Source organism: Borreliella valaisiana VS116 (assembly GCF_000170955.2).
GTDB classification, from domain to species: Bacteria; Spirochaetota; Spirochaetia; order Borreliales; family Borreliaceae; genus Borreliella; species Borreliella valaisiana.
This window is the reverse complement of record NZ_ABCY02000001.1, coordinates 106,451-133,076: the sequence shown is the minus strand read 5'-3', so window position 1 is coordinate 133,076 and position 26,626 is coordinate 106,451. Positions and strand designations below refer to the sequence as shown.

Sequence of the window (26,626 nt, the reverse complement as noted above, 5' to 3'; positions counted from 1 at the left end):
GATTGTATTGAAAATTTTGGAAAGATATTAGTATTAATTTGCATTTCTATCTATTTTTCTAATTGTTATTGCATTTAAGGTAAGTTTATTCTTTTTATATTCTATTTGTCCAAGTATTTCAACATTGTCTTTAAAATCAATATCGATATCAAAGGTTGTTTTTGTTGGGATAATTCCTGAAAGTACATTTTTATTGTATCCTACATAAAAGTCGAATTGAATTATATTGTCTTTTTTTTCGACATTATTTACTACGCCTTCCCATTTTACATATACGTTTGAATAGATTGATGGATCTTTTTTAATATCTTTTAAGCTTAGGTATTCATTAAAGCTAATAAAATCTGGTCTTGAGATAAAACTTGCAAGGTTTTTGGCTTTTAGTTTTATGGATTCTGATGCATTTGAATTTAATATTTTATTTATTTCTACTCTTGCAAAATTATCTTTTCCTGTTTTTAAATAAACTTTTATTTTTTCAAAAGAATTTTTAATTTCTTCGCTGGTTAGTATTAATATAAATTGACCCTCTTCATTTTTTATTTTTTCTTTGTTATTTATTTTAATGTCGTCAATGTAAGCAGCAATATTGTTTAAATTTTTGTTTATTTCTGCTTTTCGATTTGTAGATATTGTTATTTTTTGTTCATAAAAAATAAAATAGATTGCTAACATTGAAATAAATACAATTCCCCCAATAGCAATTATTATGATTAGCTTTGTTAGATTTTTATTAGGTATTGTTTTAATTATTGGAAACAATTTTTCATATAGATTGCTATTTTTTAAAAAAACAGATCCTTTGATTGGATTTTTTCGAATAATTTCAAGAGACAGCTCTGATCGATCTACTTCTTGATTTTCTTCTATCATTTTAAGCCATATCTGAATAGCTTTTTCTTCTTTACCTTGGCTTACTAAAAGTATAGCAATAGCTTGTTTTATATTTGGTTCGCTAGGGTTTAAAGTGTAAGCTTTTTTAAGATATGTTTGAGCATTGCCAAGGTTCCCAACACGAAGATAAGACATTCCTAAGACATAGTGATACAAATAGTAATTTTTATAGAAAAAAATTTCTTTTTCTAGAAGCTTTATTGCTTGTGAATATTTTTTTGAATTATAGTAATAAATAGCCTTGTTAATAATTTTATTAGGTTCCATATAGATAGAATTTGACCCCACAATTTTCTTTTTAATATTATAATATTAGATTTTATTTTAAAAGGATAATAAATAGAATATTGTTATTTTGCTTTAAGTTCTTGTTTGACTAAAAATTGATAAATGATATAATTACAATAAGTGTAACGGGGGTTTTTGTATATTTTTAAAATGGTGGGGATGTGTCATCAGAAAGAGTCGTTGAATTGATCAAAGAGATTTATTTAGATTTTAGAAAAGGCAATTTTAAAGAGGCTTTAGTAAAATCCGAAGAAGCTCATTCTCTTGATTTTGATAATATTGAAATTTTAACAGCTTTGAAAAGCTCTGTGTATTGGAATGGCCAAGTTGAAAGTCTTGATAGAATAGGTCAAGATTATGAAAAGGCAGAATTTTTAATAAGAGAGTGGAATAGTTTTGCAGGTCGATATTTGAAAAAAATGGGTTGTAATTTTTTGCAAGGTCGTAATTCTATAAAATATTTTGTATTTCAGACTTGTCTTTACATATATAAAAATATATACAAACTGCATCCAGAAAATTTGGATCTTTTAATAAAAATTGCTAAGTCTTATAAGGGTATGGGAAATTACGAGAGGGCAATTAATGTCTTTTTGCAAATATTAGGAGATGCTAAAGAAAACTCAGATGTTGTTGCAGAGCTTGCTGATTCTTATGCACTTATTGATGAAATTAAAGAAGCTAAAGTCTTGTTCAGAGAGGCTTTTTTTATCAATCCTCAAAAGATAGATATATATTCTCTTGAGTCTGATATGATTTTAAGATTAATAGATCTTATTAAGTCTGACAGAAACATTTCAGATGATCTTATAAAAGAATGGATTCCTGTTTATGGTTCTCTTAATGGTGTTTTTAATGTTAAAAGAGAATTAAGGCCTATAGAACTTGGACAGCTAAAGCAGTCTGTTTACAGTTTGCGCAATGAACTTAAAGAAAAGTCTTATAGATCAATAAATGAGAGCATATTACTTCCAAGGCTTATTAATAAGTATTTTTGGCTTATTGATCATTATGTAAGGATAAAAGAGGATAGAGCTCGCATTGATGAGATTTTGTTATACATAAAAGAAATAGACTTGGGAATTTATCAACAGTATGTAAATTAGTTGCTTGACACTAAAAATCAATGTTAGGAGAGTTTAATGTCTAATGTTACCATAGAAAAATTAGATAGTATTTTGCAAGAAGATAAATGGACAAGAATAGTTGTTAATAACTATTCTCTTGCTAAAATAAAAGAATTGGATGATTTGATAGATAATATAATTGATGAAGGGTTAACAGAGGATGTGCTTGATATTTGTGGCAAACATTTAAAGGATGTTAAAAAAAGTATAGCAGGTCTTTATATTTCTGGAATGCTTATATATAGTAGGCGCCCTTTAAATGATATGAATTTGCTTGCTGTTATTGATTTATTTTCTCAAAATTTAAAATGGACTCTTGTTGAGCATATATGTAATGAAATGCTTTTTATTTCTGAAAATAAGCACGCTCTTTATACTCTTGCAAAAATATATGCCCAAAATAATGAAAATGATAAGCTTCCAAGTATTTGGACTAGAATTGTTGAAGCAGATATTAATGATACTGTGTTTGTAAGACAACTTGCTACTTATTATGAAACTGTTGATTTGCAAAAATCAATTTTTTATTTTAGAAAGGCTATTTATCGTTTTATTGATAAAAAACAAATGTCAGGAATTAGAGAAGTATGGGCAAAGCTTATTCATTATGTCTCAGATGATTTTGATTCTTTTTTACTTATTTTACAAAAAATTGAAAAAGATCTTGGATTTAAAAAGGCTATAGTTCTTTATGAAGATTTATTTGATCATTATTCTTTGACTGATAATATTGATGAAACAATAGAAATTTTAAAAGGTATTTTAAAACTTGACAATAAAAATCATAAAGCAAGAGAAAATTTAGTTAAATTTTTAAGAGAAAGATATAAAGATGTAAAGAATATTGAGGATTATCTTGTAAAGTCTGATATTGAAAACTTAGATAAAAATTTTGTTGACGTATATTCAGATTTTGAAAAATATTTGTTTTTTGCAAAAGGCAACTTTGTTTATCATCAGACTTGGTCTGTTGGAATAGTAAGGGATGTAAATGATCATGGCATTACTGTTGATTTTGTTTCCAAAAGGGGTCATTTTATTGGCTTTGATATGGCAATGTCGGCTCTTTCTCCCCTTAGCAGAGAGGATATTAGGGTATTAAAGGCTATAACACCCAAAGAGGAACTTGCAGATAGAGTGAAAAAAGATATTGAGTGGGCTATAAAAGTTATTATAAAAAGTTATAAAGCCATTGATTTAAAGGGAATAAAAAAAGAGTTAGTGCCAAGCTTGATGACTCAAAGTTCATGGAATTCATGGAGCTTGAAAGCAAAGCAAATTTTAAAGGATAACCCCCATTTTGTTATGGATTCTGGGAAGCTTGATTGTTATGTATATAATGAGAGATCTTCCAATTTGAATGAAAAAATGTATGATAAATTTAAAATTGAGAAAGATTTTTATAAAAGATACGAGATATTTATAAACTATTGTAATGTTAAAGGAATTGTTAAGGATTTACATATTGAAGAAGAGATGCTCAACTATTTTTTAATTTATGTTAACAATTTTACAAAGGTTGATCATCATGTTATAAGTTCTTACGTTATTCTTAAATCTTTAGGTAATTTTTCTGAAGAGTTGTCATCAAAAGTTAATATAGAAAAAAATGTTAATTTGGAATCCCTTTTAAAGGAGTATCCAAAAGGAATAGTAGATCTTTTTGATTCAATTTTGAATGCAGAAATTAAAAAAGAATTGGTTATTTTAATTAAAAAAGAACTTAGTAATTGGATTTTGTACTATAAGGAACTTTTTCCTCATTCTGTTAATAAGAAATTGGTTGAATCACTTTACAAAGAAGATCCTAAAGAAGTGGGAAAATTATTTAATTATGTTATAAAAAATTATAAGATCTATAAAGATGCTTATATTTGGATTTTGAAGCACTATAAAACCTATTCTATTGAGCTGAGTTATTCGGATTCGGATCTTTTAGCTAATTTGATTAAGATTTTAACAGATAGTGTTATTAAAATTAATAATAAAAATAATTCTGTTGCAAGTAAAAGAATTTATAAAATGGTAATTAATCTTTTAGTTAAAGATGAATATCTTAAATCGGTCTTGGGGTATGTTAAAGATGAAGAGCTTGCAAAGAGAGTTTATATGACCTGTTTTTATGTAAAAGATTTTCCGCCAAAGGATCTTTTAGAGATTAAATCTATAATAAGGCAATTATTTGATTCAGTTGAGTTTGAAGATGAAAAAATGCAACTTACAGGCGAGAGAATGGAAATTGGATTTTTAACCATATTAAGCTCTTTGAATAAAAAGCAAAAAGAGCTTAAATATTTAAAGGAAGTTGAAATTCCAGAAAATTCAAAAGAAATTGGGAAAGCTCGTGAACTTGGTGATTTAAAAGAAAATGCTGAATATCATTCTGCTAAGGAAAAACAACAGTTTTTGACAAAAAGATTAAACTCTTTAATGTTGGAAATAGAGAATGCAAAAGTTATAGATACTAAAGATCTTCAAAGTTCTGTTGTTGGTTTTGGGACTAAGGTTATCATTTTAAATGAGGCTACAGGTAAAGATGAATCTTATTTAATACTTGGACCCTGGGAATCAAACCCTGATGAAGGCATTATTTCATATAAATCACCTTTTGGAGAAAATTTACTTGATTCTAAGGAAGGAGATAGTCTCAATTTTGTTATAAATAATACTAATTTTAGATATTTTGTAAAAAAAATAGAGCCCATAAAATTTAGCTAGGAAAAATTAAGAATGTCAAAGTTAAAGGAAAAAAGAGAAAAGGTTGTTAGTATAGAGAGAGCAAACAAAGAGGAAGCTATTGAACTTGCAAGAGTTCAAATAGAAAAAACTTTTGGAAAAGGAAGTCTTATTAAGATGGGAGAATCTCCTGTTGGAAAAGGCATAATTAGCATATCAAGTGGATCTATTGTGTTAGATGAAGCTCTTGGTATTGGTGGATATCCTAGAGGTCGCATAATAGAAATCTTTGGTCCTGAGTCGTCTGGTAAGACTACTTTGACTCTTCAAGCGATTGCTGAGGTTCAAAAAGAAGGTGGTATAGCTGCTTTTATTGATGCTGAGCATGCTCTTGATCCTGTTTATGCAAAAGCTTTGGGAGTTAATGTTGCAGAACTTTGGCTTAGTCAGCCTGACACCGGAGAGCAAGCTCTTGAGATTGCTGAGCATTTAATCAGAAGCGGTGGTATTGATTTGATAGTAGTTGATTCTGTAGCAGCTTTAACCCCTAAATTAGAGATAGATGGAGAAATGGGAGATTCTCAGATTGGTCTTCAAGCTAGGCTAATGAGTAAGGCGCTTCGAAAGATTACGGGTATACTTTCTAAATCTAATACTTGCATTATGTTTATCAATCAAATAAGAATGAGGATTGGTATTATGTTTGGCAATCCTGAGACTACTACTGGTGGTCATGCTTTAAAGTTTTATGCATCTCTTAGACTTGAGGTTAGAAAAATCGAACAAGTAACCAGATCAGGCTCAAGTGATGACGTTATTGGCAATAAGATTAGAGTTAAGATTGTGAAAAATAAGGTTGCCCCACCTTTTCGTAAGGTAGAATTAGTAATTTATTTTGGGAAAGGTATTTCAAGAGAAGCTGGTATTTTAGATGCTGCTATTAAACATAATTTAATACAAAAAACAGGGTCTTGGTATTCATTAGGAGATAATAAGTTGGGACAGGGGAGAGAGAGTGTTATTGAATATCTTAGCAAAGAAGTAGAACTTACAAATGATTTGGACAAGAGGCTTAGAAAAATAATTTTTAATAATTTTGATAAAGAAAATGTTAATTCTATTGAATTTAAGGAAAATGAATATGAGTAGTAGGGAAAGTTTAAATGTCAGAATTAAGTAGCTATTCCATCAGTCTTGATAATTTTACAGGTGGAATAGAGCTTTTTTTTGAATATGTTAACATGAATAGACGTGTCTTAAGAACTTTAAGTTTAAATCAAATAATTGAAGAGTTCATAAATGTTTCAAGCGATCTTAATATAAGTATTAGGGGACTTATTGATTTTTTTTATCTTGCTAACAATTTATTTTATTGGAAAACTCAAATTTTATTTCCATTAAAGCTTGAATACAAAGATAAAGTAGAACGCAAAATTGTAGAAAAGTTAATAGTTCATAGCAAGAATAGAGAAAATGAAAAATTACAATTAAATCAAATAAAGAATTTTAAATTTTATGACTCAAAAATGATTGAAGATTTTATTTTTGGCTATAGTGGTAATTTTGTTAAAAATATTAATACTATTGCTAATGATAAAAATAAAAATAAAAATAAAAATAAAAATTTAAAGAGAAGGCCTAGTGTATTGAAGAAAAAAGTTATTAATAAAAATTTTTTGTGCAATAAAAAATTTAAGGCTATTTGTAATAAATATGAATTGAAAATTTTTGAGAAAAAAATGAAAATTATTTCTATTTTAAATAAAGAGAGTAGTGTAATTTTTGATTCTCTTTTAGATTTTAATGCTGATAATTATTCTTTTGAGAGATTTTCTTATTTTTTAGTATCTCTTGAGTGTAATATGCTTAATATTGTGAATTTAGGATATCTAAATAATAAATTAGTATTGTATCGAGGTTGTAAAATTAATGATTGCACTTAAAACCCCTAGAGTTCAAGTGTTTTTAGCTGAAAAGGGAGTAGGGTCAAGAAGGTTTTGCGAAGAGTTGATAAAAAAGAAGCTCGTAAGAGTTAATGGCTCTATTGCTAAGCTTGGTGATAAAGTAGCTTTAGGGGACAGAATAACTTATAAGAAACAGATTTATGTTTTTACAGACTTTCAAAGTAAAAGTAAAATTTATCTGGCTCTTAACAAGCCTAAAAATTATTTATGTTCCAATTTTGATGTTAATGGAAGAAAGTTAGCAATATCTTTAGTCCAGCCTTTGTTTAAAGAGCGTATATTTTCAATTGGTAGGCTTGATTTTAAAAGCTCTGGACTTTTATTATTCACTAATGATGGTAAATTTGCAAATTATATTATTCATCCAAAAGGAAAAGTTGAAAGAGAATATATTATTGAATCAAAAAAAGATATTGATGAAAATTTGCTTATTTCTTTTAAGTCGGGTATAAAGATAAAAAAAGAATTTTTTAAATTAAAATCTTATGAAATTTTAAATAAAAATTCTGCTAGATTGATTTTAGATGAGGGGAAAAATAGAGAAATAAGAAAAGTGTTTTTAAGCAAAAATGTTTTTTTAAAAAAAATTCATAGAATTAGAATTGGCAATATTAATTTGGATAGTTTAAGGGAAGGTCAAGTAAAAATTGTTCCTTTAGTTAAGATAAATAAGTTGAAATCCAGGTTGGAGAATTCAAATGATAATAGCAATTGATGGACCTTCGGCATCAGGAAAAAGTTCAATTGCAAGAGAGCTTGGTGTAAAACTGGGCTATAAATTTATAAGCTCTGGTTATCTTTATAGGATAATAACTTTAATTGCCCAAAGATCTTCCATGAGTAGTAGCTGCGATTTTATTAGCGAGAATAGACTTTTGAATTTAATTCTTGAGAATGATATAAGTTTTAATAATTCCAGCTTTTTGCTTAATGGAGAGAATGTTGAAAATCAAATTTTAAACGATAAGATTGATTTTCAAGTTTCTTTTTATTCTTCTTATATTGGAATAAGAAATATTGTGAATAAAAAGTTAAGAGAGATTGTTAAATTTAGCGATGATAATTATATAATAGAAGGTAGAGATATTACTACTATTGTTTTTCCAGAATCTGAATTCAAAATATATCTTGATGCTTCCGTTAAAGTTAGAGCTTTGAGGCGATATAAGCAAAGAAATGGGAATGAAACTTTAGAAGAATTAGAGCGTACTCTAGAAATAAGAGATAATGTTGACAAGAGAAAACAATATGGTAAATTAAAATTATCAAAAGGGGTTTTTTACCTTGATACAAGCTACAAAGGATTAGACGATGTATGTAATATTATAATAGAAAAGTTTAATTTGAAAAAAGTAAGAGAGAGGTGAGAATGGAAAATCAAAAAGATTTACAAGAAAATTATTTGAAAGTACTTGAAAGAGTAGAGCTTGGAAGTCGTGTTTCTGGTACTATTGTTAATATTATGAAGGATTATGTTCTAGTAGATATTGGTTATAAATCAGAAGGCTTTATCAAGATTGAAGAATTTGAAAATATTCCCAAAATTGGTGATAAACTTGAAGCAATTGTTGTAAGAATAGGTGGAGAATTAGGTCTGATTTTAAGTGTTGAAAAACTTGAATCTTTAAATTTCCAAGATAAAGTAAATGAATATATTCAAAATAAAAAAATAATCAAAGGTAAAGTTTTGGCTGAACTTTCGAATGGTTATAAGATTCAAATTAATGAAAATGTTTCTGGCTTTATGCCTTTTTATTTAAGCTCTAAATCTAAGGATGAGAAATTAAAAAGAGGTCTTATTGTTGAATTTTATATTCTTGAAGCAAGTGAATCGGACGGTTTGAGGCTTATTCTTGATAGGCGTACTTTAGAAAGAGAAAGAGAGCTTGTTAAGAGAATAGAGCTAGTAAGTTCTTACAATGAAGAAGATGTGGTTGATGGCGTGGTTGATCGTATTACAGAATATGGTGCAATTGTAAAAATTAAAAATTTTGTTACAGGAATTTTACATAAAAGAAATATTGCCTTTAATCAAGTTGAAAATATTGAAGATTTTGTTAGAGTTGGCGATAAGTTAAAGTTGAAAATTATTAAAATAAATCCACAAACAGGCAAAATGGAATTGTCTCTTAAGGCCTTAAAGGCAAATCCTTGGGATTCTGTAGATGTTAAATATAAAATTGATAGCATTGTAAAAGGGAAAGTTGTAAAAATTTTACCCTTTGGAGCTGTTATTGAGCTTGACAGCGAATTGTCGGGGTTTTTGCATATAAGTAATTTTTCTTGGATAAGAGTAATAAAGAGTCCTCAAGAATTAATAAAGCTTGGTCAGATAGTAGAAGTTAAGATTTTAGAGATAGACAAAGAAAATCAAAGAATATCACTGGGTATTAAACAGATCAATGAGAATCCTTGGGAGAGATTAACTGAGAAATATCCTATTGGAAAGGTTATTCAAGGTGTTGTTACTAATATTACAAAAACGGGTGCTTTTGTAAATATTGAAGAAGGTATAGATGCTTATGTGAGTAAGTTTGATATTTCTTGGCTTGAAGAGATTGATCCTGAAGAATATTTCAAGATAGGCGATTTAGTGAATGGGAAAGTACTTGAGGTTGACAGACGTAAGAGAAATGTTAGATTAGGAATCAAGCAGTTAGAAGAGAGCCCTTGGGAAGATTTTTCTAAAAGCTATAAAAAAGGTGATGCTATTGAGGTTGAGATTGTAGAGAAAAAGTCAAAAGGCTTTCAAGTAAGAGTTTATAATAAAATAATGGGATTTATTAGTAAAATTCAACTAGGAGATACAAAAGAATCTAGTTTAGAAACTTTTGAAAAATTAAACATTGGAGATAAGCTTAAAGTGGTAATAACAAGTATTGATTCTAAAGACAAATCGGTGTTGCTTTCTTATCGGGAGTATGAAAATCAAAGATCAAGAGAAGAGATTTCTTCTTATTTATTTAAGGGCAATGATGAGGAATCTTATAAGCCATTTGAAAATTTGCTAAAGAGGGATGAATAATGGCTAAGAATGGTCTTTTAGTTTTTTTTATTGCTATTATTTTTGTGTTTGTATCTATTGTTGTTGTTGTTTTTTATAATTCTTTAGGCAAAGATTATGTAAAGAGTGGTGGAGAAATAGTAGAAAATCTTGAAAAGGATTTACATGACTATTTAAAAGAAAATGATGCTAAAGAGAGAGAAAAAATATCTCTTAAGATAAAGGAACTTATTTCAAAGGAAAAAGAAATTTCATCTTATTTTATTTCAAGGTTTTATTTAGCTAGAGCTATTTACTTGCAAAGTCAAGCACAGTATGATGAGGCTATTAAAGATTTGGATATTGTTATTAAGGCAAAAGGTATTGAAAGCGAAATTGCTTTTATTAATAAAGCTGCAGTTTATGAAAAAATGGGATTAAAAGAAGATGCTTTATTGGTTTATGAGGATCTTATTAATAGTACCAGTTTAGGTTTTTTAAAGGTGAGAGCTCTTTTGAGTAAGGCAGTATTGATAGAGGAAAAAGATAAAGATCTTGCTTTAAAAGTGTATGAAGAGATTGTTAAATTTCCTTATGAAAATAATTTATATATAAATATAGCAAATAATAAAATTTTAGAACTTAAGCAAAATTAATTTGTATTTTTGGAGGGAGGTTTTATAATTTTTTTTATCTTATATTTTATATTGTGCCTAGAGTTTTTTGGATGTGGTCTTGATAATGTTTTAATACTTCCTTCGCCAGAAAAGATTGATAATCGAATTTCTAGAGATTCTTTAGCCTTTTTTTTGCCGGCAGGCTATTTTTCTAATCAAGCAGCTGAAAATCTAAGGGGTTTTGATATATATTATAAGTTTTATCCAGAAGGCGCTAATTATCATATAAGTAGTTTTCGAAAAAGCGTGGAAAAAGATTTTGAAGCTTTAAAGGGTGTTTTTGACAATGTTAGTGCATTTAATAATAGAGGGTTTTATAAAATAAATTTGAGCTCTAATACTTATTCGGGTAAACCTGTTTTTAGATTAAATAAAGAGTGGGTCGATAGAAAATTGCCTTTATATTTTGAAATAAATTTTGGAGAATTAAGAAAAAATGTTCCTGGTGAGGCTTTTATTATTGTAAGAAATGGAAGTACTTCTTCGTCTCCCGTGATTCTTGAGAAGAAAAACATATATAGGTCCTACATTGACAAAGGGGAATATATAGGTTTTTCAAAATCTATTAAAAAGTCTAATTTTTTAGACAAAGATAAAAGACCAATTGATCTAAAGCATATAAATGACGATTTTTTTACAAAAGATATTGCCCCCAAATATAATTTGGCAATTTTTGTTATGGGTGTAGGCAGTATTGTTGACGATGCTTACAGTGTTCTTATCGATCTTGGGGATTTATCGGGATTTAGTTTATCTGACTAGTTAGTTTTAGGGGGAATTATGATAGTATTTTTTTCTCATTTAATTTTAACAAACATTGTTATTTCTTTTTTAGTAAGCTTTTTTGTTATGTTTTTAAATATATTGAATTTTAAGTTTGTAGTAGTTTATTTAATAAGTTTTTTAGGTGGCATTGTATTTTTATTTTTTATTCCTTTTTTCTATTCTGATTATTATGAAAGGCAAATAGATCTAGTTCTTTATTTATTTCCTATTTTAGGTTCAGTTGTTTTAATAGGTTTGATTAAATTCTCTGAAAGAAATAAGAACGATTTGTAAAAGAATGATTTTTAAAAGAATTAGGTAGAGTTATATATCAACTTAGCTTTTAGTATTTTTTATTAATGTGGTTTGTTGATAATTTTATTAAAGAGAAAGATGTTTGTTTTGATTTAGTGGACTTATTAATTGGATTGTTTTATTATATTCATATAAAAGATTGTATAATTTCCGCTATGTGTTGTCATAGTGAGTAAAAGAGAAGGATAATAGGAGGTTGATTTGGCAATTATTACGATGAAGAGCTTATTGGAAGCTGGGGTACATTTTGGTCATCAGGTAAAAAGGCTTGATCCTAGAATGAAAAGATTTATTTTTTCTGAGAGAAATGAAATACATATATTAGATCTTCAAAAAACTTTACAGGGGATTAAAGATTCTTATGAGCTTGTTCAAAGGGTGATAAAGGATGGTAAAAAGGTACTTTTTATTGGGACCAAAAAGCAAGCTAGTGAGATAATTGAACAAGAAGCAAGAAGAAGTGATATGCCATATGTTAACAATAGATGGCTTGGGGGTATGCTTTCTAATTTTAATACAATTAGAAAATCTGTTCAAAAATTAAAAAAGCTAGAAAAGATGGAAGTTGATGGAACTTTTGATATGATAAGTAAGAAAGAGATTTCACAACTCAATCGTGAAAAATTAAAATTAGCTAAAAATTTAACAGGTATCAAAGACATGGAGACACTTCCAGGTGCTATTTTTATCATTGATCCTAAGCGAGAACAAATAGCTATTAATGAGGCTAGAAAATTAAAAATTCCTATTATTTCTGTGGTTGATACAAATTGTAATCCGGATGTTATTGATTGCCCAATTCCCGGCAATGATGATGCTATTCGTTCTGTTGCTTTGTTTACCAAAATAATATCTGATGCTATTTTAGAAAGTGATAAAGAGGTCGGTATTCAAATAATTGAAAATTTGAATGAAGAAGATTTGATGAAAGAAATTGAAATTAAAAATGATAAAAGTGATTCTATTGAAGAGGGAGAGAGTAATTTATGATCATTATTAGTCCTCAAGATGTAAAAAAGCTTAGAGAAGAAACTAATGCTGGTTTTGGAGATTGTAAAAAAGCGTTGTCTGCTGCTGGTGGAGACTTTGAATTGGCTAAAAAAAAACTTAGAGAAATGGGAATTGCATCTGCCGAGAAAAGACTTGATCGAGACGCAAAAGAAGGCAGAGTATTCTCATATTCAAACAATATTCATGCTGGACTTTTACTTGTTTCTTGTGAAACAGACTTTGTTGCTTTAAATCATAATTTTGTTAATTTGGGCAATTCTTTAATTAAAGAATTAGTAGAGAACGGAAGAAATTCTTTAACTACTTCTCAAGAGTCAGAGCTTAAAAATTTAGCAGCTACGATAAAAGAAAATATTCAGGTTAAAAAAATTTTTATTACCGAAATTCAATCTAATGAATTTGTAAAAATTTATTTGCATGGTGAACAATCTAAGATAGGCGTTTTAGTTAAATTGAAAGTAGATGATTTTTCTAAAACTGAAGATAAAATTTTACAAAATTTTGCTATGGATTTGGCTTTGCATGTGGCTGCGTTTGCTCCTATTTATTTGAGAAGTGATAATGTTTGTCCAAGTTATATTAAAGAGCAAGAAGAAATATTTGCTAAACAATTAGAATTTAGTGGTAAGTCAGAAAGCATAGTCAAAGGTATAGTTGCTGGAAAAGTAAAAAAACATCTTGCTGAAATTTCTCTTCTTGAACAAAGTTTTGTAAAAAATGATAAAATCACTGTTAGGGAAATGTTGGAAGAAATTTCAAAAGCAATTTCAAGCAAGGTAGAAATAGTTGAGTTTAAGTATTTAGGAATAGGGTAGATAATGATGTACTGCTTTTTATCAGCAAGGAGGAGTTTATATGGAAGATTATAAGGCTTTTCTAGATGAAAAGATGAGCAAAGTTCTTTTATCGCTTGATAATGAATATAAAACTTTAAGAACAGGTAGAATTAGTAGTAATATTTTTGATAAAATTTTTATTCAATACCATGGCCAAAGAACGCCTATAACTCAAGTGTCAAGTATTAGAATTCCTGAAGCAAGGCTTGTTGTCATTCAACCTTGGGATAAAAGTATATTGAATAAGATAGAACAAGCCATACTTAATTCTGACCTTTCTATGAACCCCTCAAGTGATGGTTCGGTTATTAGAATTAAGGTTCCAGCTTTAACTAGCGAAAGACGGCAAGATATTGTAAAGCATGCTAAAAAAATAGCGGAGGAACATAAAATTTCAACTAGAAATATACGACAGGATTTAAACAATAAGGTTAAAAAGCAAGAAAAAGAATCAGAAATAACAGAGGACAGTTTAAAAAGAATTTTAGATGATATTCAGAAATCCACAGATATTTATATTAAAAAGATAGATACGATTTTAGAATCTAAAATTCAAGAAATAATGGAAGTTTAAAACCGTGAATAAAAATTCTCTTCCAAGGCACGTTGGAATCATCATGGATGGCAATAGAAGGTGGGCTTTAGGTAAGGGATTGTCTTTTTTGGAAGGTTATAAAGAAGGTCTTAAAAGAGCAAAAGAAATAGTTAAACATTCTTTAAAGGTAGGTATCAAATATTTATCCTTTTATGTATTTTCTACTGAAAATTGGAAAAGAAATGATTGTGAAATAGAAAAGTTAATGTTTTTAATTGCTAGCTATTTGAGAGCCGAATTTAATTTTTACAAAAAAAATGGGATAAAAATAATAGTTTCAGGAGATATTGATTCTTTAAGTGAAGAAGTAAAAAGTTCTATAAAAGATTCTACTAGTTTTTCTAAAAATTTTAACAACCTTATTTTAAATTTAGCAATTAATTATGGGGGTCGCAATGAAATACTTAGAGCTATTAAAAAATTTGTTTCAAGCGATTTTGATTTAGAGTCTTTAGATGAAAATACTTTTTCCAATTTTTTGGATAATCCAGAACTGCCCGATCTTGATCTTTTAATACGTACAGGTGGAAATATTAGAATAAGTAATTTTTTCTTATGGAGGATCGCTTATTCTGAATTAATTTTTTCAAATGTTTTGTGGCCTGAATATTATGGCAATGAGTATAGTAAAGATTTGGAATGTTTTCAATTTAGAATAAGAAATTTTGGGAGATGATTTATTGAGTAAGGTTACTAGATTCACTTTTTTTGCAAGGTTGGGAACATTTTTATTTTTTGTTCCTTTAATTTTATTTTTAATATTTTTAGATTTTAAAAATTATTTATTTCTTAATGTTTTAATTTTTATATTTAGTGGTTTTGCTGCAAAAGAAGTTAATGATTTATTAAGATTTAAATCGTCAGGACTTTCAGGCATATTATCTTTTTTTTTAGGGATTGTGCCCCCAATTTTAACGTATATTCATTTTAATGTTTTTTATTTAGGCATGAATGTGGTATATTACTTGGTTATAGCATTAGTGTTTAGTAATTGGATTGTTAATTTGGTTTTTATCAAAGAACATGAGATTGGAAATTTTTTGTCTCAAGCAACGTCAATACTTTTTATACTTATATATCCCGGTGTATTAATGTCTTTTATAGTTTCTATTACAACTTTGCCCAAGGCCCCATTTTTAATGTTAATACTTTTTGCTATGGTAAGTGGAAACGATACTTTTGCATATCTTTTTGGATATTTTTTGGGTAAAAACAGCTATCGTCCCACTATTATTAGTCCAAATAAAACATTAATGGGTTTTTTTGGGGGTATTTTGTTTTCTGTGTTTACTGCTATATTTGCGGTAGTTTTTAGATTAATAAATTTAAGCTATGGAGAATCTATTATTTTGGGCATTTTGATTGGAGTTTTCACCATTATTGGTGATTTATTTGAATCTGGATTAAAACGAAGTGCTGGAGTAAAAGATTCTGGAAAAATCATTCCTGGTAGAGGTGGGGCTCTTGACTCGATTGACTCTTTTCTTTTGACGGGTCCCATATTTTATTTATACTTATCTTAGTGATTTTTGGAGGAAATTATGTATATTCTTTTTAGTGTACTTGCTCTTAGTTTTATAATATTTATTCATGAGCTGGGGCACTTTTTATTTGCTAAACTTTTTAAAGTTAAGGTTGAAGCTTTTTCTGTGGGCATAGGTCCTAGCATATTAAAGTTTAAAATTAATAATACTGAGTATAGACTTTCACCGATCCTTTTAGGAGGATATTGCAAACTTAAAGGATTTGATCACTTAGAAAAAGAACTTAAGGCAAATAAAGAATTAGAAGCAGATAAAGATTCTTTGTTTGGAATTTCGCATTTTAAAAAAATTTTAATATATTTTGCAGGCCCTTTGTTTAATTTGATCTTTTCATTTATTGTTTTCATTTTTATAAGCATGATGGGTGTTACATATTTCGATCATCCTTCAAAGATTAATATTTTAAATAAAAATTCTTTTTTGAAAGATAAATTTAGAGATGGCGATGTCATATTAAAGGTTAATAATAAAAAAATTGAATATTTTTCTGATTTGAAAAATATTATTCCGGAGGAAAGATCCACAGTTACATTTGATGTTTTAAGGGAAAAAGAAAATATTTCTTTTGAAAAGACTGTTAATTTGCAAGATTTTTTAAAAGAAATTGGCCCTTGGATTGACCTTGTGGTAGCAGATGTAGTTTTAAATTCTCCTGCTGAGATTGCGGGAATGAAATCGGGTGACCAAATAATTAGCATTGATAATATTTTTTTGAAAAATAAGAGAGATTTAGATGATTTGCTTAAGAATTTAAATTCGGATGTTGTGGAGATTAAGTTTGCTAGGAATGGAGAAATTTTTTCTTCAAAATTAGTATTTCAGGATAAAAATAAAATTATCGGCATATATTTTTCACCACCTTTAAAAAGGATAATTAAAGTAGAGAATGTTTCAAGTGCTGTTAAAAATTCTTTTTTTAAGGTTGTAAATGCTTTGCAAGATATTTTATATTCTATTTTTTTATTGATAACAAATTTTTTAAATACTTCTAAGAGTGTATCAGGCCCTGTTGGAATTGTAAACATTCTCTCTTCATCATATTCTTTAGGGATATTGTATTGGATTAATAGTATTTCTTTTTTAAGCTTGATTCTTGCTGGTATGAATCTGTTTTTTATTTTAATACCTGTTTTTGATGGAGGACAAATTTTTATAACCTTTATTGAACTTTTACGTGGAAAAAGATTTAAGGCCAAAACCATTTATTCTTTTTATAGCTTTGGTATTTTTTTGGCGCTGTTTCTTTTTGGCTTAGGCCTTTTTAACGATTTGAAGGGTCTTTTACATATATTTAATTAAAATTAGAAATATATTTTAGCATGAGCCAAAAGTGAGATACTGATCCTATTATTATCAATATATGAAATACATCATGCATTTTCATGTTGATTTTTGGGTTAAATTTTTTACTTAAAATGTATACTATTCCGCCTATTGTATATACGATTCCACCAAAAACTAGCCAAAAAAATCCTTTTCCATTAAGAGCCTTATAAATGGGTTTAATTTTAAAAAGTATGATCCATCCCATGATTATAAATATAGATCCATTAAACCACCCAGGGCTATTTGTAAATATTGCTTTAAAAATGATTCCTATTATAGCTAGACCCCATACTATACATAAGATTATTAGTCCTGATTTGTTTGGTACAAGAATTGCGCATGCAGGAGTATATGTTCCTGCTATTAGAATAAATATTGAAATATGATCAAATTTTCTAAATATTTTTTTTATCTTGCTTCCTTTCGGAAATATGTGGTAAAGAGTGCTCATTGCATATAATAGAGTTGTTGAAAATCCATAAATAAAGAATACAAGTATATGTAAATCTTTTTTCTTAAGAGCGGATATTGTAATAAGAATTGTTGTTCCAATTATAGACAAAATAATTCCAAAAAGGTGGGATATAGAACTAAAAAGTTCATTTTTTGGTATTTTACTTGTGTTAACATCACTTAATGAGTAATTTTTAAGTTTGGTTTCTGTAAGCACAATTTTGCCTCCGTTTAATCATTTATTTATGAAAAATATATAATACATTACTTTAATTGTAAGTTTTTCTCAAGATTAAATTAAATCTTAAATGAATTATTAAATCTTATTATTTGGTTTGTTTTATAAGTAAAGTTTTTTTTTGCAAAAAAAGCTTTATAATAGATAGTGTTTGCTTGAATTAGCATTGGGAGAGGCTTAGCATGATTAATTTTATTAAAATAATTAACTTTTCAAGTTTGCAAAAATTTTCTAAAGCACTACGAGTGCCTATTTCTGTTTTACCAGTTTCATGTTTATTGATTGGTATTGGATCTGTATTTTCAAATTCTTCTAATATTGTTTATGTTGATAAATTTTTTTTTCAAGATATTTTAGGCCTAATGAAGGCTATAGGCAATGCTATTCTTCTCAATATGCCTTTAATTTTTTCTATTGGAATTTCTATTGGGGTTGCAAGAATAGGACAAGGAACAGCTGCTTTAGCAGGCCTTATTGGTTATTTGACATTTAATATTACTGAAAATTATTTTATTGAGACTTTCTCAGGGCTTGTTGAAGCAGATGCAATGTCTTCTATGGGGCGCATAAATTTTTTGGGCGTTCAAACTTTAAATACGGGAATTGCAGGATCTTTAGTGGTAGGTCTTGTAGTTGGTTATTTGCATAACAAATTTTATAACATAAAGCTTCCAAAGCCTTTTATTTTTTTTTCAGAGTGCCATTTTGTGCCTGTAGTAATAATTATGCCTTTTTGCGTTATTTTGGCTATATTTTTTTGTTTGATTTGGTCAAGTTTTGACAAATTAATTGCATCTTTAGGTATTTTTGTTTTTAGATTTGATTATTTAGGCAGTTTTCTTTATGGATTTTTAAATAGGCTGTTATTGCCTTTGGGATTGCATTCTATTTTATCTTTTCCCTTTGAATTTACTTCTTTAGGGGGAGTGGAAATGATTAATGGTGAGACATTTAGAGGTCTTAAGAATATATTTTACGCTCAGTTGATAGACCCATCACTTAGTAAATTTTCATCAGGCTTTGCTAAGATTAGTAGTGGATTTTATATCTCTATTATGTTTGGACTGCCTGGAGCGGCGTTAGGAGTTTACAAGGGAATTGTTCATGAAGATAAAAGTAAGGTTGCAGCTCTTCTTTTTTCTGGAGCTTTGACAGCTTTTTTGACAGGAATAACTGAACCTTTAGAATTTTTATTTATTTTCACAGCGCCATTACTTTATTTTGTTCATTCCATTTATTCGGGACTTGCATTGTTGCTTGCTAATTTTTTTGATGTTACGATTGGCAGTACTTTTTCTAATGGGTTTTTAGATTTTTTTATGTTTGGAATACTTCAAGGGAATTCTAAGACAAATTGGATTAATGTTGTGCCTTTAGGAGTAATCTTTTTTGCCCTTTATTATTTTACTTTTAGTTGGCTTTATAGATATTTTGATTTTCAGATATTTGTTGCAGACGATCCATTTTTTGAAGGTCAAGAAGGCAAGCTAGAGAGCCTTGGGATTGCGCATCTTTTAATTCAAGGTCTTGGCGGATTTGATAATATTACAAAGCTTGATGTTTGTTCTACAAGGTTGCATATAGATGTTGTTAATACTGAGCTTGTTGATAATAATTTACTTAAAGAGGCCGGGGTTTTAAAGATAGGGTTTGTTAATGGCAAGGTGCAGCTTTTTTATGGTTCTAATGCATATTATATTAAAAAGGCTATTGATACCTATTCTCCAAAAAGTCTTTTTGAGACTAGTGTTATGGTTGCGGTTGATAATGTAAAAAAGGGCTTTAAGACTTATGTTGATATGAGAGAAGACAAAAAACTTGAGAAGCAAGGCAAGTTGGGAAAAACCTATAAGCTTAGCGAATCAGAAGAAGATTAAGGTTGAGATTATTTTTTAATTACTTCTTTTGCGTTATAAATAAAGTTTTTCTTGTTGAAAAAAATTAATCTCTTTTATATACTAACTAGTAACCTTTGTTGCAAATTTTGTAATGCGATAGACCATAAGGAGTTTTAATAATGATTAAAAGATATGAGGCATGTTTTTTGTTTAAAAGTGAAGAAATTGAGTATAAAGGTTCTTTAGAAGAGGTTAAAAAATCTTTAGAATTTTTTGGTGCAACTGATATTGTTAGTAATTTTATTGGGGAGAGAGCCTTAGAATATCCTATCAAAAAGCAAGCTAGAGGTCGTTACGAAATAATAGAATTTAGTATGGAAGGTAATAATTTAAAAGAACTTGAATCAAGGCTTAAGTTAATTAAAAATTTGCTTAGGTATATGATTTTGGTCAAAATAGTTAGAAAAATCAATACTAAAAAAATTAAAAGAAGAAATTTTAGGGAATTTAGAGACAATATTGACAAAGACAAAGACAGTCTTAAAGGTGGTTCTAAAATTGAAACACCAACAGACTCTGAAAACTCAGATATTCAGGGAAAATAAGAGGGTTTTTAATGGCTGATATTAATTCATTAGTATTATCTGGTAGACTTACAAGAGATTCTGAGCTTTCTTATACAGAAAGTGGTATGGCTGTTCTTAGGTTTTCTTTAGCTAATAATAGAAGAATGAAGAAAAATGATGAATGGATTGATTATCCACAATATTTTGATTGTGTTATTTTTTCAAAAAGAGCCGAAAGTCTTAATGAGTATTTAAAAAAGGGTAAACAAGTTGTAGTAAGTGGATCTCTTAAATATGAAAGTTGGCAAGATAGGAATACGGGCGATAAGAAAAGTAAAGTGAATATATTTGTAGATAATTTACAAATGTTTAGTTCAGGTTCTAATACTTTTCAAATGCAAGATTCAGATATTAATAGTTTGTCAAGCTATAAAAAAGAAGATGCAAGTAAAGATGTTGATATTGTTGATGATAAATTTAGCGAAGATATACCTTTTTAATGGAGTTTAAGTTTATGTATAAAGATAGAGATGTAAATCAAAGAGATTCAAGATTTGAAAATCAGCAAGATGGTTTCAAAAAAAATTCAAATTTTAGATTTTTTAAGAGAAAGTCATGTAAATTTTGTGATTCTGGCAAGCATCCTGATTATAAAGATTTTGATTTTCTTAAAAAGTTTATTACCGAGCAAGGTAAAATTTTACCTAAAAGAATTACTGGAACTTCTGCTAAGCATCAAAGACGTTTGGCATTAGAAATTAAGCGGGCAAGATATATGGCCTTGTTGCCTTTTGTAAAAAAATAGTTGTTTGGGGTAATTATGAAAGTTATATTAAAGGAAGATTTTATTAACCTTGGAAGAGAGGGAGATACCGTAGAAGTAAAAGATGGATTTGCAAGAAATTATTTACTACCCAAAGGTTTTGCAGTTTTTTCAAATAAACATAATGTTGAAATTTTTAATCAAAAAAGAAGGTCAATATTAAAAAAGCAAGAGGCAAAAAAACAAGTTGCCAATGATCTGAAATCTAAGCTTGATCTTGTTAAATTAGAATTTTTTATGAAATCTAATGATTCTGGCAAATTGTTTCATAGCATTAACAGTTTGAATATTGCTGATGAACTTTTTAAACTTGGTTTTGATATAGAGAGAAAAAAAATAGATATACATCATGGAACTTTAAAGACTTTTGGAACTTATGATGTGACAATTAAGCTTTATGAAGGCATTAGTTCTATTATTAAAGTAGAGATAAAAAAAGAAAAAAAACAAGAGGATAAAAAGTCTTTAAATAAAAAGTTAAATAAGGTAGATGAGTAATCTGGAAGAGAAAGGGTGTAGTTTGTGGCTTTAGCAGCTTTTTCGAATTCTGCACTTCTTTTTAATGATGGTGCAGAAAAAGCGGTAATTTCTAGTATATTTTATAATTCAGATAAATTAGAGCAAATTGCTTTTCATGTGAGAGCTGATGATTTTTACAATGAGACCCACAAGTTGATTTTCAAAGCAATGGTTTCGCTTTATGAAAAAAGAGAAAATATTGACCCTATTACTGTTTTTGAAGAAGTGTCTAAGAACATCCCAAAAACACAGCTTTTGGTTAAAAAAGATTTAATTAATTTGCCAGATTATTTAGATTCACTTTCAGTTTATTTGCCAACAGATAGAACTATAAATGTTTATGCAAAAATTGTAAAAGAACAGAGTGTTCGTAGAAGCATTTTAAATGTTTCTAAAGAACTTAATGATTATATCAATGATTCTACGAAAACTATTAATGAGATTGTTGAAGAATCTCAACAAAAGATTCTTTCAATTGAGTTGGATTATTCTAGTAAAAACCTCTATCATGCTAAAGTTATTGCAGAACGTGTTCATAATGAGATATATGAACGTAGTATGAAAAAAAAGGAAGCAAATTTTGGCATTCCAAGTGGATTTAAAAAGGTCGACTCTCTTATTGGAGGTTTTAGAAATAGCGATTTTATTATAGTTGGTGCTCGCCCTAGTATTGGTAAAACGGCATTTGCTTTAAATATTGCGTCTGCTATAGCATTGAGAAAAGAAGGAAAGAAAAAAGTAGGATTTTTTTCGCTTGAAATGACAGCGGATGCTTTAATAAAAAGAATAATATCGTCTCAATCTTGTATTGATAGCTTTAAAGTTCAAAATAGTATTTTATCTGGACAAGAAATAAAATCATTAAATGATATTGTAAATGAGATTAGTGATTCTGAGCTTTATATTGAAGATACTCCAAATATTAGTTTACTAACTTTAGCAACTCAAGCTAGAAAGCTTAAGCGATTTTATAGTATAGATATAATATTTGTTGATTATATCAGTCTGATTTCTTTTGAAACAAAAAATCTTCCAAGGCATGAACAAGTTGCTTCGATTAGTAAATCTCTCAAAGAGCTTGCTAGAGAGCTTGAAATTCCTATTGTTGCATTATCTCAGCTTACAAGAGATACAGAGGGGCGTGAACCTAATCTTGCTAGTCTAAGGGAATCGGGAGCATTAGAGCAAGATGCTGATATTGTAATTTTACTTCATAGAGATAAAGATTTTAAATTTGAGTCTTCTACTGAGATAGAACCAATAGAAACTAAGGTTATTGTAGCAAAACATAGAAATGGTCCTACAGGTAGGGCAGATATATTATTTTTACCGCACATTACTAAGTTTGTTAACAAAGACCACCATTATTGATTAATGTTGTTATTTAATGATTACTCCAATTCCTAAATAATTAAAGTTAATAGAATGTTTTTCTAATTTTTTTTCATCCAGGCTATAGGCTAGAGGAACATAACTGATTTTTGAATATATTTTGAAAGCATACTCGGTGTTTTGGTATTTTAGCATTTTGAACAAAAATCCCAATTCGTTTTCAATTCCAGCTTGAAGAACGTTGTTTATTCTTATTGGTCTGAAGATGCTTTTAATATCTCGGTTATTTTGATTATAGGCAAAAAATAAACCCGAAATGATGTAAGGATTGAATGTTCTTTGGGGTAAAAATTCATACATGATTCCCGACGATAATCGATTTGTAAAACTATTAGTTTCATTATAATTGGTGTAATAATTTGTTGATAATGAAAAGTAATGGTTGATGTTTTCAGTTATTTTATAAAATATTAAATTTCTTATTTTAAATGGAATCATAATATCAAATCCAAAGTAAAAATTATTACTTACAATATTAAATTCATTTTTCGATTCTGATATTTTCATGTATTCTTCAGGTGTAATGATTATTCCAAATCCTCCAACACTTAAGAAATTTTCTTTGGTTGAAAAATTTTTAATATTTAAATTATTTGTTATGAAAAAATTTTTAGAGTAAAATTGATAATTTATTCCAATTCCTGTTTCTGCTTCTTGTATTTTTGAATATGTTTTAAGGCTGTTAATTTGATTTTGAATTTGTGTGTAAAATTTTATATCAAATCCAATATTTTCATTTTTCAAGGTAATTCCAATACTATTTTTGATAAAATAATCTGCAAAATAAGATAAATCCATATAATTTTCTAAATTTAAAAACCTCATGTAAGAATAATTTAGAGCAAAGCTTAGAAATCCTCTGTAATTGTAGCTATCATAGCTTTTTATACTTGGAATTGGACGGTGTTGATTTAAGATGAGGTGAATTATGCTTTGCATTAAGTGCCCTCCCCAGTCTCCAAATAATAAGTTTTTAATTCCAATCCCCAAGTCTATTTCTCCGAAATTTTTTCCATTAATTAGCAATAAAATTGGAAAGTAATACATGAAACCTATTTCAATTAAGTCTGTTCTACTAATTAAAGATTTTGGCGAGTCTTTATAGCCTCTGAAAGTTAACATATGTGCTTCTAAATTTACTATAAAATTGTATTTTGAAGTGTAGGTAAAAATTAAAGAACCACTTCTTGAGTCATCAAAAAAATCGCTTAATGAAAATCCAAATCCATCATTTAGTATTTCAAAATAATACTTATCAACACCTTCATTTTTATATTGGATTGAATGATTATAAGAGTAAGCCTTTAAAGTAGAAATTATAAATATTATGAATATTATTTTTTTAAAACGCACTACAAAATTATAACACTTTAGCTTTTTTATTAAACAATTTAGGTTAAGTAGTTTACTTTTTTTATTTAATAAACTTAGTTTTTATAGCTAGCTATTGTATAATTCAATGAAGCTTGCTAAGACTTTAAGGAGTAGTTGTAATGAAAAAGGTAGCTATTATTGATGGACTTAGAACACCTAATGCCAAATTTGGAGGTTCTTTTAGGGGTTTAAATATTATTGATGAATCTTCAAAAGTTGTTAAAGCTTTACTTGGAAGAAATAAGTTATGCAAAGTGGATGAGGTTATTATTGGAAATGTAATATCTGCGGGACTTGGTCAAAATGTTGCAAGGCAAATTGCTTTAAAGTCTGGTTTGGGCGACAGTGTGCCTGCATTTAGTGTTAACAAAGTTTGTGGTTCTGGTCTTAAAGCTTTGGAGCTTGCATTTAATTCTATTGTTCTTGGAGACAATGATATTGTTTTAGCTGGAGGAGTGGAAGATTTGACCAATTCTCCTTATTTATTACCCAGAAAGATTAGATTTGATGGTCTTAAATTTGGTAATTTTGGACTTGAAGATTCAATCCAAAAAGATGCCTTAATAGATTCTTTAAATTTTATTTCCATGGGACTTACAGCTGAAAATCTTTCAGAAAAATATAAAATAACAAGAGAGATGCAAGATGCATTTGCATATAATTCTCATTTAAAGGCATTAAAGGCAAGAGAACTTGGATATTTTGAAGATGAAATTTATCCTTTGACTGTTTTTGATAAAAAGACTAATTCTAGTAGAGTTGTCTCAAGTGATGAAGAAATAAGAGATAATTTAACTCTAAATAAGCTAGCATCTCTTAATCCTGTTTTTAAAGAATCCGGCACAATAACCGCTGGAAATTCTTCTAGTTTGAATGATGGGGCTTGTTTTTTGATTTTAGCAAATGAGGATAAAGTAAAAAGCTTAGAGGTAAAGCCATTAGCTTATATTGGAGGATTTAAAAGTGTGGGGCTTGATCCGCTTTATATGGGTTTTGGAGCTTATGTTGCTATTGAAGGTATTATTAGTAAATTAAATTTAAATCCTAGAGAAATAGATTTGATTGAGGTGAATGAGGCATTTGCAGCTCAAGCATTAAGTGTTGAAAAGACTTTGTTTAAAAAATACAATATAACTAGCGATATTATTAATGTAAATGGCGGAGCTATTGCTTTGGGGCATCCATTTGCAGTTAGTGGTTCAAGAATTTTATTAACACTTTCTCGTTCTATGAAAATGAAAAATAAAACAAAAGGAATAGCATCTGTTTGTATTGGTGGCGGGCAAGGAATTTCTAGTTTTTTGTATAGATGAAAATATTTTATTAACTAGATTTAAATGTAAAATTTTGTTAAATTAGTGTGTAAGTGATTCTTTAATAAGAGGTTATGTTATGAAGAGTTTTTTATTTTTGATAATATTAGGAACTGTAGGGATTAACTCTTTTGCCCAAAATACTCCCGTTGCTATTATTAATTTATATAAAAATGAAATTATTACTAAAACCGGTTTTGACTCTAAGGTTGATATATTTAAAAAGACCCAAGGACGAGATTTGACTGTTGCTGAGAAAAAGCAAGTTTTGCAAGTTTTAATAGCAGATGTTCTTTTTAGTCAAGAGGCTTCAAAACAAGGAATTAAAATTTCAGATGATGAGGTTATGCAAACAATTAGAACTCAATTTGGACTTGTAAATCTTACTGATGAGCAAATAAAGCAGATGATAGAAAAACAAGGTACAAATTGGGGAGAGCTTTTGTCTTCAATGAAAAGATCTCTGTCTTCTCAAAAACTTGTTTTAAAGCAAGCTCAGCCTAAGTTTTCTGAAGTCAAAACTCCTAGCGAGAAAGAAATTATTGAGTATTATGAGGCCAATAAAACTAAATTTGTAAATCCCGATATTGCAAGAGTTAGTCATGTATTTTTTTCTACTAAAGATAAAAAAAGATCAGATGTTTTAGATCAAGCAAAAAATATTTTAAGCCAAATAAGATCAAAAAAAATTACTTTTGAAGAAGCTGTAAGAAAATATTCAAATGATGAGTCTTCTAAAGCCAAAAATGGAGATCTTGGTTTTTTGTCAAGGGGCGATCAAAATGCTCAAAATCTTCTTGGGGCTGATTTTATGAAAGAGGTTTTTAATTTTAATAAGGGCGATATATCTTCGCCTATTGCTTCAAAGGAAGGATTTCATATTATTAAAGTTACGGAAAAATATGCTCAGAGATTTTTAGGCTTGAATGATAAAGTATCGCCTACTACAGATTTGATTGTTAAAGATGCAATAAGAAATAACATGATTAATGTTCAACAACAGCAAATTGTTGTTCAAGTGCAGCAAGATGTGTATGGTAAGCTTAATAAGTCTGCAAATATACAAATTTTGGATTCTAGTCTAAAATAAAACATATTTTTATTTAGAT

27 protein-coding genes are annotated in these 26,626 nt (G+C 28.4%); 24 read left to right on the top strand and 3 right to left on the bottom strand.

Features of this window, described 5'->3' with window-relative positions; translation table 11 throughout:
- Positions 1-33: 33 nt before the first annotated feature.
- Positions 34-1,161, bottom strand: coding sequence for a tetratricopeptide repeat protein (locus BVAVS116_RS00655; protein ID WP_006068466.1), 1,128 nt, complete (start codon positions 1,159-1,161; stop codon positions 34-36).
- A 182-nt stretch (positions 1,162-1,343) separates the two neighbouring features.
- Between BVAVS116_RS00655 and BVAVS116_RS00650 the strand changes: the two genes are divergently transcribed.
- The 16 genes from BVAVS116_RS00650 (at position 1,344) to rseP (ending at position 16,974) form a co-directional block, all read left to right on the top strand.
- The gene (locus BVAVS116_RS00650; RefSeq protein WP_040351326.1) at positions 1,344-2,288 is read left to right on the top strand and encodes a tetratricopeptide repeat protein; all 945 of its coding nucleotides are present in this window, start codon (positions 1,344-1,346) and stop codon (positions 2,286-2,288) included.
- Between the two features lie 36 nt (positions 2,289-2,324).
- Complete coding sequence (greA, locus tag BVAVS116_RS00645; RefSeq protein WP_006068915.1) at positions 2,325-5,027, top strand: transcription elongation factor GreA; 2,703 nt, start codon at positions 2,325-2,327, stop codon at positions 5,025-5,027.
- 12 nt (positions 5,028-5,039) lie between these two features.
- Positions 5,040-6,134, top strand: a complete 1,095-nt coding sequence (gene recA / locus BVAVS116_RS00640) for a recombinase RecA (protein ID WP_006068203.1) — start codon at positions 5,040-5,042, stop codon at positions 6,132-6,134.
- Between the two features lie 14 nt (positions 6,135-6,148).
- Complete coding sequence (locus BVAVS116_RS00635) at positions 6,149-6,928, top strand: hypothetical protein (RefSeq protein ID WP_006068332.1); 780 nt, start codon at positions 6,149-6,151, stop codon at positions 6,926-6,928.
- Positions 6,915-7,664 carry a pseudouridine synthase gene (locus tag BVAVS116_RS00630; RefSeq protein WP_006068608.1) on the top strand — a complete coding sequence of 250 codons (750 nt, stop codon included), beginning with the start codon at positions 6,915-6,917 and terminating at the stop codon, positions 7,662-7,664. Before BVAVS116_RS00635 ends, BVAVS116_RS00630 begins: the two co-directional genes overlap by 14 nt.
- Complete coding sequence (cmk, locus tag BVAVS116_RS00625; RefSeq protein WP_006068690.1) at positions 7,648-8,316, top strand: (d)CMP kinase; 669 nt, start codon at positions 7,648-7,650, stop codon at positions 8,314-8,316. The genes BVAVS116_RS00630 and cmk overlap by 17 nt, the downstream gene beginning before the upstream one ends.
- Positions 8,317-8,318: 2 nt before the next feature.
- Complete coding sequence (locus BVAVS116_RS00620) at positions 8,319-9,974, top strand: 30S ribosomal protein S1 (protein WP_006068798.1); 1,656 nt, start codon at positions 8,319-8,321, stop codon at positions 9,972-9,974.
- On the top strand, positions 9,974-10,588 hold the full coding sequence (locus BVAVS116_RS00615; protein ID WP_006068917.1) for a tetratricopeptide repeat protein: 615 nt from the start codon (positions 9,974-9,976) through the stop codon (positions 10,586-10,588). Before BVAVS116_RS00620 ends, BVAVS116_RS00615 begins: the two co-directional genes overlap by 1 nt.
- A gap of 93 nt (positions 10,589-10,681) precedes the next feature.
- A complete protein-coding gene (locus BVAVS116_RS00610) occupies positions 10,682-11,371 on the top strand; it encodes a hypothetical protein (protein ID WP_095456327.1) in 690 nt (229 codons plus the stop codon).
- An 18-nt stretch (positions 11,372-11,389) separates the two neighbouring features.
- Positions 11,390-11,668 (top strand): hypothetical protein, encoded by a 279-nt coding sequence (locus BVAVS116_RS00605; protein ID WP_006068313.1) that lies wholly within the window; start codon positions 11,390-11,392, stop codon positions 11,666-11,668.
- A gap of 222 nt (positions 11,669-11,890) precedes the next feature.
- On the top strand, positions 11,891-12,679 hold the full coding sequence (gene rpsB, locus BVAVS116_RS00600; RefSeq protein ID WP_006068431.1) for a 30S ribosomal protein S2: 789 nt from the start codon (positions 11,891-11,893) through the stop codon (positions 12,677-12,679).
- Positions 12,679-13,515 carry a translation elongation factor Ts gene (tsf, locus tag BVAVS116_RS00595; RefSeq protein WP_192810716.1) on the top strand — a complete coding sequence of 279 codons (837 nt, stop codon included), beginning with the start codon at positions 12,679-12,681 and terminating at the stop codon, positions 13,513-13,515. The genes rpsB and tsf overlap by 1 nt, the downstream gene beginning before the upstream one ends.
- A 40-nt stretch (positions 13,516-13,555) precedes the next feature.
- Positions 13,556-14,110: a ribosome recycling factor gene (gene frr, locus BVAVS116_RS00590; RefSeq protein ID WP_006068344.1), complete on the top strand. Its 555-nt coding sequence runs from the start codon at positions 13,556-13,558 to the stop codon at positions 14,108-14,110.
- A gap of 4 nt (positions 14,111-14,114) precedes the next feature.
- Entirely contained in the window at positions 14,115-14,807 is a 693-nt protein-coding gene (gene uppS / locus BVAVS116_RS00585; protein ID WP_006068855.1) for a polyprenyl diphosphate synthase, read from the top strand.
- Positions 14,797-15,654, top strand: a complete 858-nt coding sequence (locus tag BVAVS116_RS00580; RefSeq protein ID WP_192810715.1) for a phosphatidate cytidylyltransferase — start codon at positions 14,797-14,799, stop codon at positions 15,652-15,654. Before uppS ends, BVAVS116_RS00580 begins: the two co-directional genes overlap by 11 nt.
- A gap of 18 nt (positions 15,655-15,672) precedes the next feature.
- Positions 15,673-16,974: an RIP metalloprotease RseP gene (gene rseP, locus BVAVS116_RS00575; RefSeq protein WP_006068699.1), complete on the top strand. Its 1,302-nt coding sequence runs from the start codon at positions 15,673-15,675 to the stop codon at positions 16,972-16,974.
- On the opposite strand, the gene trhA is transcribed toward rseP, so the two are convergent.
- On the bottom strand, positions 16,967-17,671 hold the full coding sequence (gene trhA, locus BVAVS116_RS00570) for a PAQR family membrane homeostasis protein TrhA (RefSeq protein WP_006068224.1): 705 nt from the start codon (positions 17,669-17,671) through the stop codon (positions 16,967-16,969). The two genes, rseP and trhA, sit on opposite strands and share 8 nt — an antisense overlap.
- 203 nt (positions 17,672-17,874) lie before the next feature.
- Between trhA and BVAVS116_RS00565 the strand changes: the two genes are divergently transcribed.
- The 6 genes from BVAVS116_RS00565 to dnaB all read left to right on the top strand — a co-directional run bounded on the left by BVAVS116_RS00565 (position 17,875) and on the right by dnaB (position 22,809).
- Complete coding sequence (locus BVAVS116_RS00565) at positions 17,875-19,569, top strand: PTS transporter subunit EIIC (RefSeq protein ID WP_006068408.1); 1,695 nt, start codon at positions 17,875-17,877, stop codon at positions 19,567-19,569.
- 140 nt (positions 19,570-19,709) lie between these two features.
- The gene (rpsF, locus tag BVAVS116_RS00560; protein WP_006068237.1) at positions 19,710-20,135 is read left to right on the top strand and encodes a 30S ribosomal protein S6; all 426 of its coding nucleotides are present in this window, start codon (positions 19,710-19,712) and stop codon (positions 20,133-20,135) included.
- An 11-nt stretch (positions 20,136-20,146) separates the two neighbouring features.
- Positions 20,147-20,596 (top strand): single-stranded DNA-binding protein, encoded by a 450-nt coding sequence (locus BVAVS116_RS00555; RefSeq protein ID WP_006068343.1) that lies wholly within the window; start codon positions 20,147-20,149, stop codon positions 20,594-20,596.
- A gap of 14 nt (positions 20,597-20,610) precedes the next feature.
- Positions 20,611-20,901 (top strand): 30S ribosomal protein S18, encoded by a 291-nt coding sequence (rpsR, locus tag BVAVS116_RS00550; protein ID WP_004792283.1) that lies wholly within the window; start codon positions 20,611-20,613, stop codon positions 20,899-20,901.
- 15 nt (positions 20,902-20,916) lie between these two features.
- Entirely contained in the window at positions 20,917-21,417 is a 501-nt protein-coding gene (rplI, locus tag BVAVS116_RS00545; RefSeq protein ID WP_006068207.1) for a 50S ribosomal protein L9, read from the top strand.
- A gap of 24 nt (positions 21,418-21,441) precedes the next feature.
- A complete protein-coding gene (dnaB, locus tag BVAVS116_RS00540; RefSeq protein ID WP_006068775.1) occupies positions 21,442-22,809 on the top strand; it encodes a replicative DNA helicase in 1,368 nt (455 codons plus the stop codon).
- Positions 22,810-22,818: 9 nt separating this feature from the next.
- On the opposite strand, the gene BVAVS116_RS00535 is transcribed toward dnaB, so the two are convergent.
- Positions 22,819-24,183: a hypothetical protein gene (locus tag BVAVS116_RS00535; RefSeq protein ID WP_006068493.1), complete on the bottom strand. Its 1,365-nt coding sequence runs from the start codon at positions 24,181-24,183 to the stop codon at positions 22,819-22,821.
- Positions 24,184-24,323: 140 nt separating this feature from the next.
- Here BVAVS116_RS00535 and BVAVS116_RS00530 point away from each other — a divergent pair, with 140 nt between their 5' ends.
- The gene (locus BVAVS116_RS00530) at positions 24,324-25,517 is read left to right on the top strand and encodes an acetyl-CoA C-acyltransferase (protein ID WP_006068929.1); all 1,194 of its coding nucleotides are present in this window, start codon (positions 24,324-24,326) and stop codon (positions 25,515-25,517) included.
- Between the two features lie 79 nt (positions 25,518-25,596).
- Positions 25,597-26,607: a peptidylprolyl isomerase gene (locus BVAVS116_RS00525; protein ID WP_006068801.1), complete on the top strand. Its 1,011-nt coding sequence runs from the start codon at positions 25,597-25,599 to the stop codon at positions 26,605-26,607.
- Positions 26,608-26,626 lie beyond the last annotated feature (19 nt).

Excerpts from the sequence above, each read along its gene's own strand:
- cmk (WP_006068690.1), top strand. The coding sequence starts at position 7,648 with ATGATAATAGCAATTGATGGACCTTCGGCATCAGGAAAAAGTTCAATT.
- BVAVS116_RS00530 (WP_006068929.1), top strand. The coding sequence starts at position 24,324 with ATGAAAAAGGTAGCTATTATTGATGGACTTAGAACACCTAATGCCAAA.
- BVAVS116_RS00555 (WP_006068343.1), top strand. The coding sequence starts at position 20,147 with ATGGCTGATATTAATTCATTAGTATTATCTGGTAGACTTACAAGAGAT.
- BVAVS116_RS00630 (WP_006068608.1), top strand. The coding sequence starts at position 6,915 with ATGATTGCACTTAAAACCCCTAGAGTTCAAGTGTTTTTAGCTGAAAAG.
- BVAVS116_RS00605 (WP_006068313.1), top strand. The coding sequence starts at position 11,390 with ATGATAGTATTTTTTTCTCATTTAATTTTAACAAACATTGTTATTTCT.
- BVAVS116_RS00635 (WP_006068332.1), top strand. The coding sequence starts at position 6,149 with ATGTCAGAATTAAGTAGCTATTCCATCAGTCTTGATAATTTTACAGGT.
- rpsR (WP_004792283.1), top strand. The coding sequence starts at position 20,611 with ATGTATAAAGATAGAGATGTAAATCAAAGAGATTCAAGATTTGAAAAT.
- BVAVS116_RS00655 (WP_006068466.1), bottom strand. The coding sequence starts at position 1,161 with ATGGAACCTAATAAAATTATTAACAAGGCTATTTATTACTATAATTCA.
- greA (WP_006068915.1), top strand. The coding sequence starts at position 2,325 with ATGTCTAATGTTACCATAGAAAAATTAGATAGTATTTTGCAAGAAGAT.
- frr (WP_006068344.1), top strand. The coding sequence starts at position 13,556 with ATGGAAGATTATAAGGCTTTTCTAGATGAAAAGATGAGCAAAGTTCTT.
- BVAVS116_RS00565 (WP_006068408.1), top strand. The coding sequence starts at position 17,875 with ATGATTAATTTTATTAAAATAATTAACTTTTCAAGTTTGCAAAAATTT.
- rseP (WP_006068699.1), top strand. The coding sequence starts at position 15,673 with ATGTATATTCTTTTTAGTGTACTTGCTCTTAGTTTTATAATATTTATT.
- rpsF (WP_006068237.1), top strand. The coding sequence starts at position 19,710 with ATGATTAAAAGATATGAGGCATGTTTTTTGTTTAAAAGTGAAGAAATT.
- BVAVS116_RS00615 (WP_006068917.1), top strand. The coding sequence starts at position 9,974 with ATGGCTAAGAATGGTCTTTTAGTTTTTTTTATTGCTATTATTTTTGTG.
- rplI (WP_006068207.1), top strand. The coding sequence starts at position 20,917 with ATGAAAGTTATATTAAAGGAAGATTTTATTAACCTTGGAAGAGAGGGA.
- recA (WP_006068203.1), top strand. The coding sequence starts at position 5,040 with ATGTCAAAGTTAAAGGAAAAAAGAGAAAAGGTTGTTAGTATAGAGAGA.
- BVAVS116_RS00620 (WP_006068798.1), top strand. The coding sequence starts at position 8,319 with ATGGAAAATCAAAAAGATTTACAAGAAAATTATTTGAAAGTACTTGAA.
- BVAVS116_RS00525 (WP_006068801.1), top strand. The coding sequence starts at position 25,597 with ATGAAGAGTTTTTTATTTTTGATAATATTAGGAACTGTAGGGATTAAC.